The organism is Sphingomonas sp. Leaf412 (assembly GCF_001425405.1).
Lineage (GTDB): Bacteria > Pseudomonadota > Alphaproteobacteria > Sphingomonadales > Sphingomonadaceae > Sphingomonas.
Genome location: NZ_LMQP01000001.1, coordinates 658,532 through 669,217, shown reverse-complemented (window position 1 = coordinate 669,217; position 10,686 = coordinate 658,532). Strand labels below are relative to the sequence as shown.

At 69.5% G+C, this 10,686-nt stretch carries 14 protein-coding genes; 3 read left to right on the top strand and 11 right to left on the bottom strand.

The features are described from left to right. Positions 1–8: 8 nt before the first annotated feature. From ASG29_RS03200 to ASG29_RS03150, 11 genes are all read right to left on the bottom strand, one after another. Complete coding sequence (locus ASG29_RS03200; protein ID WP_055979980.1) at positions 9–902, bottom strand: hypothetical protein; 894 nt, start codon at positions 900–902, stop codon at positions 9–11. After that, positions 902–2,236 (bottom strand): flagellar hook-associated protein FlgK, encoded by a 1,335-nt coding sequence (flgK, locus tag ASG29_RS03195; RefSeq protein ID WP_055979977.1) that lies wholly within the window; start codon positions 2,234–2,236, stop codon positions 902–904. The genes ASG29_RS03200 and flgK overlap by 1 nt, the downstream gene beginning before the upstream one ends. Then, a complete protein-coding gene (locus ASG29_RS17365; protein WP_055979974.1) occupies positions 2,233–2,565 on the bottom strand; it encodes a rod-binding protein in 333 nt (110 codons plus the stop codon). The genes flgK and ASG29_RS17365 overlap by 4 nt, the downstream gene beginning before the upstream one ends. Further along, positions 2,562–3,665: a flagellar basal body P-ring protein FlgI gene (locus ASG29_RS03185; RefSeq protein ID WP_055979970.1), complete on the bottom strand. Its 1,104-nt coding sequence runs from the start codon at positions 3,663–3,665 to the stop codon at positions 2,562–2,564. Before ASG29_RS03185 ends, ASG29_RS17365 begins: the two co-directional genes overlap by 4 nt. 23 nt (positions 3,666–3,688) lie before the next feature. Beyond that, positions 3,689–4,366: a flagellar basal body L-ring protein FlgH gene (locus tag ASG29_RS03180; RefSeq protein WP_055979967.1), complete on the bottom strand. Its 678-nt coding sequence runs from the start codon at positions 4,364–4,366 to the stop codon at positions 3,689–3,691. Next, positions 4,363–5,145, bottom strand: a complete 783-nt coding sequence (gene flgG / locus ASG29_RS03175; RefSeq protein WP_055979964.1) for a flagellar basal-body rod protein FlgG — start codon at positions 5,143–5,145, stop codon at positions 4,363–4,365. The genes ASG29_RS03180 and flgG overlap by 4 nt, the downstream gene beginning before the upstream one ends. 68 nt (positions 5,146–5,213) lie before the next feature. Beyond that, positions 5,214–5,966 (bottom strand): flagellar basal body rod protein FlgF, encoded by a 753-nt coding sequence (locus tag ASG29_RS03170; RefSeq protein WP_055979961.1) that lies wholly within the window; start codon positions 5,964–5,966, stop codon positions 5,214–5,216. A 23-nt stretch (positions 5,967–5,989) separates the two neighbouring features. Continuing rightward, entirely contained in the window at positions 5,990–7,258 is a 1,269-nt protein-coding gene (locus ASG29_RS03165) for a flagellar hook protein FlgE (RefSeq protein ID WP_055979958.1), read from the bottom strand. 26 nt (positions 7,259–7,284) lie between these two features. Beyond that, a complete protein-coding gene (locus tag ASG29_RS03160) occupies positions 7,285–7,965 on the bottom strand; it encodes a flagellar hook assembly protein FlgD (protein WP_055979955.1) in 681 nt (226 codons plus the stop codon). Between the two features lie 2 nt (positions 7,966–7,967). Beyond that, positions 7,968–8,378 carry a flagellar basal body rod protein FlgC gene (flgC, locus tag ASG29_RS03155; protein WP_055979952.1) on the bottom strand — a complete coding sequence of 137 codons (411 nt, stop codon included), beginning with the start codon at positions 8,376–8,378 and terminating at the stop codon, positions 7,968–7,970. A gap of 3 nt (positions 8,379–8,381) precedes the next feature. Next, a complete protein-coding gene (locus ASG29_RS03150) occupies positions 8,382–8,717 on the bottom strand; it encodes a flagellar basal body rod protein FlgB (protein ID WP_055979948.1) in 336 nt (111 codons plus the stop codon). 222 nt (positions 8,718–8,939) lie between these two features. On the opposite strand from ASG29_RS03150, the gene ASG29_RS03145 reads away from it, so the two are divergent. The 3 genes from ASG29_RS03145 to ASG29_RS03135 are packed head-to-tail and all read left to right on the top strand — an operon-like array spanning position 8,940 to position 10,593. After that, entirely contained in the window at positions 8,940–9,593 is a 654-nt protein-coding gene (locus ASG29_RS03145; RefSeq protein ID WP_055979945.1) for a motility protein A, read from the top strand. Then, complete coding sequence (locus tag ASG29_RS03140; RefSeq protein WP_235532741.1) at positions 9,590–10,105, top strand: flagellar motor protein MotB; 516 nt, start codon at positions 9,590–9,592, stop codon at positions 10,103–10,105. The genes ASG29_RS03145 and ASG29_RS03140 overlap by 4 nt, the downstream gene beginning before the upstream one ends. Then, positions 10,102–10,593 (top strand): flagella basal body P-ring formation protein FlgA, encoded by a 492-nt coding sequence (locus tag ASG29_RS03135; RefSeq protein WP_055979939.1) that lies wholly within the window; start codon positions 10,102–10,104, stop codon positions 10,591–10,593. The genes ASG29_RS03140 and ASG29_RS03135 overlap by 4 nt, the downstream gene beginning before the upstream one ends. The last annotated feature ends 93 nt before the right edge of the window (positions 10,594–10,686 follow it).

Sequence of the window (10,686 nt, the reverse complement as noted above, 5' to 3'; positions counted from 1 at the left end):
CCCGCCGATCAGCGGATGTAATCGAACAGCGACAGCTTCGACAGCTGGCCGAAGCTCGCCTGCGTCGCCTGGAGGATCGTCATCGTCTTCTGGAGCGCGATGATCGCCTCCTGCGTGTCGGTATCCTCGATCCCCGACCGGACCTCCTCGCGCTCGATCTTCGCCTGCGCGTAGAACCCCGCCTGCAACTCCACCCGCGCACCGCGCGCGCCGACGCTGGTCTGCGCGCCGATCACCTGTTCCGCGATCGCGGCCAGGTCGCTGCGGTCGGCGTCGGCGGGTGCCGCGCCCGTTTCCATCGCGGCGATCATCGCGTTCAGCACCGCGGCGACGTCGCGCCCGCCGTCGATCTTCAGCACCTCGCCCGCATTGACGCTGGGCTCCACCTGCTGGTCGTCGCCGATCGGGATCGCGCTCTGCCTGCCCGTGGCGAAGGTCAGCGTGCCGTCGGTTTCCAGCGTCGCCGCCGCGGTCCCGTCGGTGCCGCCGAACAGCGGCAGGCCGCGCGCGTCCTTCACGTTCGTCGCCGCGACGATCGTCTCCAGCATCGTCTTCAGCTCGGTCGCCAGCGACTTGCGGTCGTTCGCGCTCATCGTGCCCGTGGCGGCGCGCAGCGCGCGCTCGGTCGCCTGCTGGATCTGCGTCGCGATCTCGCTCAGCTGCGTGTCCGCCTGCGTCAGCGTGGCCTGTGCGATCTTGATGTTGGCGCCGTAGGCGGCCTCGTCCGCGCCCGCGCGCTTGAGCACCTGCAATCGCTGGTACCCGACCGAATCGTCGGACGCGACCAGCAGCTTCTTGCCGGTCGATACCTGCGTCTGGAGCCGCTCGGCCTGCTGCGTCAGCCCCGACATCGCGCTGGTCGAGCGGTCGTAATAGCTGCGCGTGGAAACGGAAAAGGTCATCAGCGGACCTCCAGGATCGACTGGAAGATGTCGCGCGCCGCCTGGATCACGCGGCTGGACGCCTGGAACGCCTGCTGGAAGCGCAGCAGGTCGACCGCCTCGTTGTCCAGGTTCACGCCCGTCGCCGAATCGCGCGCGGCGACCGCACCGTCCAGGATCGCGCCCTGCGCCGCCGCGACGGTCGCACGGCTCTCGATCGCGGCGGCGTTGGAGGAAACGAGCGCGGTCAGCTTCGATTCGTAGCCGCCCGCGGTCCGCGTCGCCTGGAACGCGGGCAGGTTGCTGCCGTCGCGCGGGCCGCCGGTCAGGCCGGCGGCGGCGATCCCCGCGGGGGTCGTCAGTACCATCGTCATCTGCGACGGCTCGTCCGCGTCATAGGCGAACATGTCGGTGCCCGCGACGCCCGCGGTATCGTATCCGCCGGCTTGCGCCGCGTTCATGCCGTCGGCGAAGTCGCGCGCGACGTCGTCCAGCGCGTCGCGCGCATCCGCCACCTTCGCGGCCGCGTCGGCGATGCCCGCCAGCGATCCGCCGGTGGGCACGAACACGGACGGCACGAACTCGCGCGTCACGACGAAGGAGACCGCACCCTGCGCATTGCGGGCATAGCCCACCTCGCCCGCCTTCTCGCCCTCGACCAGTGCGGGGCCGCCCGCGCCGCCGACGCGCGCGGTGACGCGGCCGAACCGGTCGAACGCGGTCGAGACGTCGGCGATGCCGCTCATCTCCTCCAGCAACCGGTCGCGCTCGTCCAGCAGTCCGGCGGCGCCCGCGCTGCCCGGCACCGCGCGGCCCAGCCCCGCATTGACCTTCGCCAGTCCCTGCGAAAGCGACGTCAGCTTCGCGGTGGCGGCATCGGCGGCGGTGTCGAGATCGGCGGTGACCTGCGCCAGCGCATCGCCCGTGGCGGAAAATGCGGCCGCCGCGGCGGTCGCGATTTCCAGCATCGCGGTGCGTTGCGTGGTGGAGCCGGGATCGGCGGCCAGTTTCGTCGCCTGGTTGAAGACGTCGGTGACGCGCGTCTTCACGTCGGCAGCGCCCAGCGCACTCTGGACCCCGGTCAGCCACGTGGCGGCGGTGGTGGTGCGCGCCAGGTCGGTGCCCGCGGTGCGGACCGCCTGGGTCTTGAAGATGTCGGTCGCGCGATCGATCGTGGTGACGCGCACGCCATAGCCGTTGCGGCCGCGGATGCCCGTGGTCGCCACTTCCTGGTTCGCCGCGACGCGCCGCGAATAGCCCGCGACTCCGCTGTTGGCGATGTTCTCGGACACCGTCGTCAGCGACACCTGCGCGGCGCGCGCGCCCGAGGCGCCGATGGACAGAAGGTCGCTCATCCTTCCGGCGTAGCGCCCGCCGGGTTAAGATCGGGTTGCGACCGGCCCAGGAAATCGGTCATCGCCTTGCCGATGCCCAGCGGGGTGTGCGTCGCCATCTCCTGCACGATCTTCTGGTCCGACATGTCGCGGAACGTGTCGATCGCCTTGCTGTCGAACAACGGGTCCGACAATTTCGCCTGCCGCATCGATTTCAGCATCATCGCGGTGAAGACCGATTCGAACTGCTCGCCCGCCTTCTTCAGGCTTTCCTTCGACTGCGTACGGTCGAGGCCCGATGCGATGCCGGTCTGGCCGCCGATCTGGCCGATGGACGGGGCGGCGGTCACAGGATCACCAATTCGGCCTTGAGCGCGCCGGCTTCCTTCAGCGCCTCCAGGATCGCGACCAGGTCGGCCGGGCTTGCGCCGATCGCGTTCACCGCCTTGACCACGTCGGCCAGTTTCGGGCCGGGGGCGAGCAGGAACATCGGCTTCTTCTCTTCCTCGATATTGACGTTGGAGCGTTGCTCGACCGCGGTCTTGCCGTCGCTGAACGGCGCGGGCTGGCTGATGCGCTGGTTCTCGTCGATGCGGACCGTCAGCTTCCCGTGCGTCACCGCGGCGGCGCCGACGCGGACCGCGGAATTGATGACGACGGTGCCGGTGCGCGCGTTGACGATGACCTTCGCGGACGGCTCTGCGCTGTCGACGGCGAGGTTCTCGATCTGGCTCATCAACGTGGATCGCACGTCGGCGCCCGCGGGCGCGCGGACCGCGACCGACACCGCGTCGACCGCCTGTGCGGTGCCGAAGCCCAGCCGCTTGTTGATCGCGGCGGCGACGTTCTGCGCGGTGGTGAAATCGGCGCGTTGCAGGTTGTACGTCAGGAACGGCGTGTCGGCGAAACCCGTCGCGACCGTCCGCTCCACCGTCGCCCCTTCGGGAATGCGGCCGGTGGACGGCACGTTGACGACGATCTTCGACCCGTCCGCACCCTCCGCGCCCAGTCCGCCGACAGCCAGGTTGCCCTGCGCCATCGCATAGACCTGCCCGTCCGCGCCCAGCAGCGGCGCGAGGACCAGGCTGCCGCCGCGCAGCGACTTGGCCTTGCCCATGCTGGCGACGGTGATGTCGATCCGCTGCCCCGGCTTGGCGAAGGCGGGGAGTTCGGCGGTGATGAGCACGACCGCGGCGTTCTTCAGCCCCGGATTGGCCTGCGGCGGCAGTTGCAGGCCGAAGCGCGACGCCACCGCCTTCACCGACTGAACGGTATATTCGAGGTTATCGTCGCCCGTGCCCGGCAGGCCGACAACGACGCCGTACCCCGTCAGCTGGTTCGACCGCACCCCCTGGAACCCGCCCAGGTCCTTGATCCGGTCGGCATAGGCCGGCTGGACGAAGAACAGCAGGGTGGCGAGCGCGGCGAGCGCCCAGCCGATTTCGCGCATACGGACGGTCAGACGATCAGTCATCAGAACGGGCTCACGACCTGGAAGAAACGGGACAGCCAGCCCTGCCGGCTGGCGCGGGCGACGTCGCCCTTGCCGGTGTAGGCGATCTGCGCGTCCGCCACGCGCGTGGACGCGACGCGATTGTCGCGGTCGACGTCGGCGGTGCGCACGATGCCCTTGATCTGCACGAACTCGTCGCCGCGGTTCAGCGTGACGCGCTTCTGCCCCTGCACCAGCATCGTGCCGTTCGGGAACACCTCCTTCACCGTCACCGACACCTCGCCCGACAGCGAATTCGCCTGGTCGGCGGATCCGGTGCCGGTGAAGCCGCGCCGGCCGCTGGCGCTCGCAGCGGCGGGATCGAACAGGTTGAGCGGGCCGACCGCGGGGGGCGTGATCCCGAAGCTTCCGTTGGAATCCAGCTTCGATCCCGCCGACTTGCTCGCGGCGGTCCGCTCGACCAGCACGATGGTCAGCGGGTCGCCGACCCGGCGCGCGCGCCACCCTTCGTGCAGCGCGGCATAACCGTCCGCGACGTGGAAGATCGCGCCGTCCGCGACCGGCACCACGACGGGGGCGACCGGCGGACGGGCGGCGGTGAAATCCTCCTTCGCCTTCTTGCCGAACGGCCACGCGCTCGCGGGCGCGACCACGACGCAGGCCGTGGCGCACGCCAGCAGGATACGGGCGCGCGTCACAGGTTCTGGTTCACGTATTTGAGCATGTCGTCGGTGGCGGAGATCATCTTGCTGTTGACCTCGTACGCGCGCTGGGTTTCGATCATGTCGACCAGCTCCTCGACGACGTTGACGTTGCTGGCCTCCAGCATCCCCTGCCGCACCTGCCCGCGCCCGTCCTGCCCCGCGACGCCCAGGTTCGCGGCGCCGCTGCTGGCGGTTTCGGTCAGGTAATTGTCGCCCGCGGATTGCAGCCCCGCGGCGTTCGGGAAGCTCGCGACCTGGATCTGCCCCAATTGCGACGTCTGCCCCCCGATCGTGGCGGACACGGTGCCGTCGCCACCGATCGTGATCTGCGTCGCACCCTCCGGCACCGAAATGCCGGGCATCACCTGATACCCCTCGCTGGTCGTCAGCAAGCCCTCGGGACTGCGCGAGAAATTGCCTGCGCGGGTGTAGCCCAGCTGGCCGCCCGGCATCTGCACCTGGAAATATCCGTCGCCGTCCAGCGCCAGGTCCAATGCGCCGCCGGTCTGGTTCATCGATCCCTGCGTGTCGATCCGCGCGGTGCCCTGCACGCGCACGCCGGTGCCCAGGTTCAGCCCGGTGGCATATTTGGTTTCCGACGTGGAGTTCGCGCCCGCTGCGGTCACCACTTGGTACGACAGGGTCTCGAACGCCGCGCGATCGCGCTTGAACCCCGTGGTGTTCACGTTGGCCAGATTGTTCGAGATCACGCGCATCCGCGTGTCCTGGGCGTCGAGCCCGGTACGCGCGATATGCATGGCGGCGGTGGTCATGGCCTAATCCCTCGGTATCGTGTCGGGGTCGATTGCAGCAAGTAACGTGCCAGTTATTCGGCGCGACGTCAGGTCGGCAGGCGCATCAGCGACGCGCTCGATTCGTCCATCGTGCGCGCTTCCTTCAACAGGTTCGCCTGCACCTCGTAGCTGCGCTGGTTCTCGATCATGTCGACCAGTGCCTGCGTCATGTTGACGTTGCTGCCCTCCAGCGCCCCCGACGCGACCTTCGCGTCCAGGTCGTCGGGCAACACCCCGCCGCCGCGCACCCGCATCAGGTTGTCGAGGCCCTTGACCGTGTCGGAGCCCTTGCCCGAAACGAGCTTCAGCTTGTCGATGATCTGCGGCGTGCCGCTGGTATCGCCCTGCGGGACGATCGAGATCGAACCGTCCGCCGCGATCGTCAGGCTGCTGTACGGCGGCAGCGTGATCGGGCCGGACTGTCCCATGACGAGGAAGCCGTCGCCGGTCTGCAAGGTCCCGGATTCGCTGACCGACAGGTCGCCGCGCCGCGTATACGCCTCGCTGCCGTCGCCCGCCTGCACCGCAAGCCAGGCGTCGCGACCCTCGACCGCGACGTCCAGCGCGCGGCCGGTCTGCTGCATCGCGCCCGGCGAGCGGTCCGCGTCGCGCACCTCCTCGCTGGTCGGCTGGCGTGCGCTGATCGCAGTCGTGCCGTCGGACAGCATGATGCGATCGAACACGACGCGGTCGGCGCGGAAGCCGGTGGTGCTGGCGTTCGCCATGTTGTTGGCGATCGCGGCCTGCGACGCCATGTGCGCGCGCAGGCCCGTCGCCGCGGTATAGACCAGCTTGTCCACTCAGGCTCTCCCGCGCGCGCCGCTTACGAGCGGATGTTGAAGATGGTCTGCGAAATCTGGCTGGCGGTATCCAGCGCCTTGGCATTCGCCTGGAAGTTGCGCTGCGCCGCGATCAGGCCGACCAGTTCCTCGGTGATGTCGACGTTCGACCGTTCGACCATGCCCGACATGATCGTGCCGAAGCCCGCACCGCCCGCGGCCCCCGCCTGCGCCTCGCCCGAGATGCCGGTCGCGGTCCAGTAGCTGTTGCCCATCTGGCGCAAGCCCGCCGGATTGGAGAAGTTGACGAGCACCACCTTGCCCAGGTTCTGCACGTCGCTGTTGGAGAAAGTGGCCTTCACCATCCCGTCCTTGTCGACGGTCACGCCGGCCAGCAGGCCGACCGAGGTGCCGTTCTGCCCCTTGCCGGTGACGTTGAACGGCGCGGCGACCTGCGTCGTCTGGTTGCCGAAGTCGAGCGCGATCGTCTGCGGAATGGTTGCGCCCGACGGCGTGAACTCGTCGAAGGTGATGGTGCTGCCCGACGAGAGATCGCCGGTCGAATCGAACGTCAGTGTCTGGTGGTCGACCGTCCCGTTCGACGCGGTCAGCTGCTGGTCGCCGACGAAGGAATACACCTTCCAGTCGCTGTTGCCTGTGGCGCCGCCATTCGTCGCGCGGACGAAGTAGCTGGTCATGGTCAGCGCATTGCCGCTGGTGTCGTAGACGGTCGACGACGTCGACTGGTTGTACGATTTCGGGTCGAAGCGGTCGAACGTCGTCACCCCGGGCAGCGGCGCGTTGGACGACAGGTTGGCGGTGTATTTCACCTGCGTCGTCGGCGTCGCGACCCCGCTGTATTCGGGCAGCTTCAGCGAGATCGCGCTGTCCAGCCCCGCGGCCACGACCGCGCCCGACCCGTCGACCGGATAGACCTGCAAATGGCTGCCGTTCGAATCGACGACATAATGGTCGTCGTTAACGGTGAAGCCGCCGTTGCGGGTATAGTTGACCGCATTGATGTCGACGTTGGGCTTCACCGCGAAGAAGCCGTCGCCCGACACCGCGAGCGACAGGCCGTTGGCGGACTGTTCCATCGGCCCCTGCCCGAACTGTTGCAGGTTGCCGCGCACGACCACGCCGGATCCGATCTGCGCCGTCGGCGACAGCTGGACCGAGGTCGCCATCACGTCGGCGAATTCGGTGCGCGATTTCTTGAAGCCGTTGGTCGACACGTTCGCCAGGTTGTGGCTGATCGTGGACATGTCGGTCTGCGCGGCCTGGAGGCCCGAGAGCGAGGTATAGAAGGACATGGGTCTCTAGCTCCTGAAAAGACGGATCAACCGATCTGACGGACGTTGGCAGCAGGAATCGTGCCAAGCCCCGCGACGGTCAGCATGGTCGTGCCCGTGGCGGTCGACACCGACTGCACCGGGGCCCAGGCCAGGTTCGTGGACGGCACGGTCATGCCGTTCTTCTGCGCGGTGACGGTGACGGTGAACGGGCCGCTGCCCGCGTCGGCGCCGTCGTCGGTGGTGCCGTCCCAGTCGTAGCTGGCGGTCCCCTGCGGCTGCGCACCCAGCGACAGCGATTTCAAGGTCTGACCGTTCGCGTCCGAGATCGTGACCAGCACCTTGCTGGCGTCCCCGGCCAGTTCCACCGCGCCCGCGATCCCGCCGCCGGTGCGGCCATAAGCGGTGTTGCCCGCGGTCAGGACGGTGCGCCCGACGTAGCTGACCGCATCGGCGGTCGTGCCCGCGCCCAGTTTGTCCTGGATCGCCTTCAGCGTGGTCGACATCTCGCTGATCCCCGCCAGCGAGGAGAATTGCGCCATCTGGGCGACCATCTGCGTATTGTCGACCGGCGCGAACGGGTCCTGGTTCTTCATCTGCGCGGTCATCAGCTTCAGGAACGACGACTGGTCCAGCGTCTCCGCCGACTTCTTCGTCGTGGCGGTCACGCCGCTGGTCGTCCGGCTGATGCCCAGTTTGGACAACGTGGTGTCGAAGGAGGTTGCCATGCTCAGCGTCCCAGCTTGAGGGTGTCGATGACGAGCGACTTGGCGGTCTGCATCACCTCGACGTTGTTCTGATACGTGCGCGCGGTCTCCATCATGTCGACCAGCTCGCGGGTCTCGTCGACCGCGGCGTCGAAGACGTTGCCGTCCTTGTCCGCCAGCGGGTTGGCGGGATCGTAGCGCTTGGTCGGGGCCTCCCCCGCGGTCACGATCTGCTGCACGTCCACGGTCGACAGGCCGCTGGCGGCGTCGAAACTGGTGCGGAAGATCGGTTTCAGCGTCTTGTACGCCGCCTCCGCGGTACTGGCGGTACCGCCCACGTTGGCCAGGTTCGACGCGGTCGTGTTCATCCGCGTCAGCTGCGCCGACATGGCGCGGCCCGCGACCTGGAAGATCGACAGGGGCTGTCCGGTCATGCGTTATTCTCCCTTCAACGCGCGCGTGAGCTGGCTGATGCGACCGTTCAGGAACGACAATGTCGTCTGATACTGGATCGTGTTCTCGGCGAAGGCGGTCTGCTCGGTCGACAGTTCGACCGTGTTGCCGTCCATGCTGGGCTGCGTGGGGATGCGGTATTTCATCGCCGCATCCGCATCGCCGCCGCCTTCCGACGCGGCCAGCGCGCTCCGGAAATCCACGTCGCGCGCCTTGAACCCCGGCGTGGAGGCGTTGGCGATGTTCGACGCCAGCACCCCCATGCGCTGCGCCCGGATCTGGAGCGCGGTGGCATGTACCCCGAACAATCCCTCGGCCATGACGTGGTCCCCGTGTTTCGCGCACGACATTGTGCATCGGGATATCAGCAAGCGGCGTGCCAGTTGCGCGATTGCCGGTGGGGCAGCGGTGGCGGCAACGCGGACGGCAAATGGTTGCCGCCTGCCGGCAAGCGTTGCCGGGCAGAACAAGCAAGCCCTCTCCCCACCGGAGAGAGGGAGAAAGCGGAAGAAACTGGCACGCCCCATGCACAGTCCCCCCGCATGACGCCCGGCACCTTCATCGATCCCGCGGCGCTCGCCATCGTGCTTGGGGGCACGGTCGCGGCGACCGTGCTGCGCACGCCGGCGCGCGACCTCGTCCGCGCGCTGGCGGCGCTCCGCACGTTGGGGCGTCCGCGCTTCGCGGCGGAACCGCTGCTGCTGCAACTCGCCGCCCAGGCCCGGATCGCGGGGAAACTGGGCGTCGTGGCGCTCGACCGCAGCGTGATCGCGGATCGCGATCTCGCCGCCGCGATCACCGCCATCGTCGACGGCCGTGCCGCCGCGGACGTATCGCGCGACCTGGAACAGCGCCGGCAGGACCGTATCGCGCGCCACCGCGCCGCCGCCGACTGCTGGGCCGGCGTGGCGGAGGCCGCGCCCGCGATGGGGATGATCGGCACGCTGATCGGCCTGGTCGCGATGTTCACGCGCATGACCGATGCGAAGGCGATCGGCGCCGCGATGGCGGTCGCGCTGCTCGCCACCCTGTACGGCGCGCTCGTCGCCAACCTCGTCGCGCTGCCGATCGCCACGCGCCTGCGCAACGCCGCGCGGGCGGAGGCGGACGGCCGCGCCCGGCTCGCGCTGCCCGTCGCCGCGCTGGCGATGCGCGAGGAACCGCGCCTGCCCGTCCGCACGACCCTGGCGGCATGACCGACCCCTTCTCTCCCGCGCCCGAACGCCCGGTGTGGCTGATGACGCTGGCGGACCTCGCCTTGCTGCTGGTCGGCTTCTTCGTCCTCATGCAGGCCAATACCGTCATCCCGTCGAAGGACCTGGCGCGCGGGATCGCGGAGGGGTTCGGCGCCGCGCCCGCCCCTGCCCCGATCGCGGTCGACGCCCATCTGGTCGCGGGCTTCGCACCCGGCGCCGCCGACCTGCCCGGACTGCCCGCGCCGCTGGTCGCCTGGGCCACCGCGGCCACGCGCGACCCGCGCGTGGCGCTGACCGTGACGGGCGCCGTCGACGGCAGCGCCGCGGACACCGACCGCGCCACGCGCAGCGCCACGCTGCTCGCCGCCGACCGTGCCCGCGCCGTCCTGGCCGCGCTGGCGGCGGCGGGGGTCCCGGTCGCGCGCGCCGCGATCGCCACCGCGCCGATCCCCGCGGGCCGCCGCGTCGTCGTCACGCTCGCCTTCGCGGGCGAAGGAGAGAAGAAGCCATGATCCTCCTCGCACTCGCCGCCGCGGCGGCGTTCCAGGATACCGCCGCGCTCGACCGCGCGGTCACCGCCTTCACCGGCCGCCCGATGGGGGCGGAGGGCGGCGCGCGCGCCGCGCTCGACCCGCGGCTGCGCCTCGCCGCCTGCCCGATGGTCGCGATGTCGTGGCGGACGGAGGCGAAGGATGCGGTGGTCGTGACCTGTACCGGCCCGTCCTGGCGCCTGTTCGTCCCCGTCGTCGCCGCGCCGCGCGCTGCCGCCGTGGCGCCCGCGGCCTATGTCGCGCCGCCGAAACCCGCCGCCCCCGTCATCCGCCGCGGCGATCCGGTGACGATCGAGGCGGGCTCCGACGGCTTCTCGATCACCCGCGAAGGCATCGCCATGGGCGACGCCGCCCCCGGCGCGCGCCTGCCGGTGCAGGTGCAGGGCGCGACGAAGCCGGTCCAGGCGGTCGCGATCGACACCGGCCGCGCGACGCTGCCGGGATATTGACGATTGCCGCTGCCCTCACCCTTCCGGCGCATCGGGGCACCCATGAAAGTAACACTTTCATGGGACCCCTTCGCGCCTCCCTCCCTCTCCCAT

Excerpts from the sequence above, each read along its gene's own strand:
- flgC (WP_055979952.1), bottom strand. The coding sequence starts at position 8,378 with ATGACCGGACAGCCCCTGTCGATCTTCCAGGTCGCGGGCCGCGCCATG.
- ASG29_RS03150 (WP_055979948.1), bottom strand. The coding sequence starts at position 8,717 with ATGGCCGAGGGATTGTTCGGGGTACATGCCACCGCGCTCCAGATCCGG.
- ASG29_RS03135 (WP_055979939.1), top strand. The coding sequence starts at position 10,102 with ATGATCCTCCTCGCACTCGCCGCCGCGGCGGCGTTCCAGGATACCGCC.
- flgG (WP_055979964.1), bottom strand. The coding sequence starts at position 5,145 with ATGACCACCGCCGCCATGCATATCGCGCGTACCGGGCTCGACGCCCAG.
- ASG29_RS03185 (WP_055979970.1), bottom strand. The coding sequence starts at position 3,665 with ATGCGCGAAATCGGCTGGGCGCTCGCCGCGCTCGCCACCCTGCTGTTC.
- ASG29_RS03145 (WP_055979945.1), top strand. The coding sequence starts at position 8,940 with ATGACGCCCGGCACCTTCATCGATCCCGCGGCGCTCGCCATCGTGCTT.
- ASG29_RS03160 (WP_055979955.1), bottom strand. The coding sequence starts at position 7,965 with ATGGCAACCTCCTTCGACACCACGTTGTCCAAACTGGGCATCAGCCGG.
- ASG29_RS03200 (WP_055979980.1), bottom strand. The coding sequence starts at position 902 with ATGACCTTTTCCGTTTCCACGCGCAGCTATTACGACCGCTCGACCAGC.
- flgK (WP_055979977.1), bottom strand. The coding sequence starts at position 2,236 with ATGAGCGACCTTCTGTCCATCGGCGCCTCGGGCGCGCGCGCCGCGCAG.
- ASG29_RS03165 (WP_055979958.1), bottom strand. The coding sequence starts at position 7,258 with ATGTCCTTCTATACCTCGCTCTCGGGCCTCCAGGCCGCGCAGACCGAC.
- ASG29_RS03140 (WP_235532741.1), top strand. The coding sequence starts at position 9,590 with ATGACCGACCCCTTCTCTCCCGCGCCCGAACGCCCGGTGTGGCTGATG.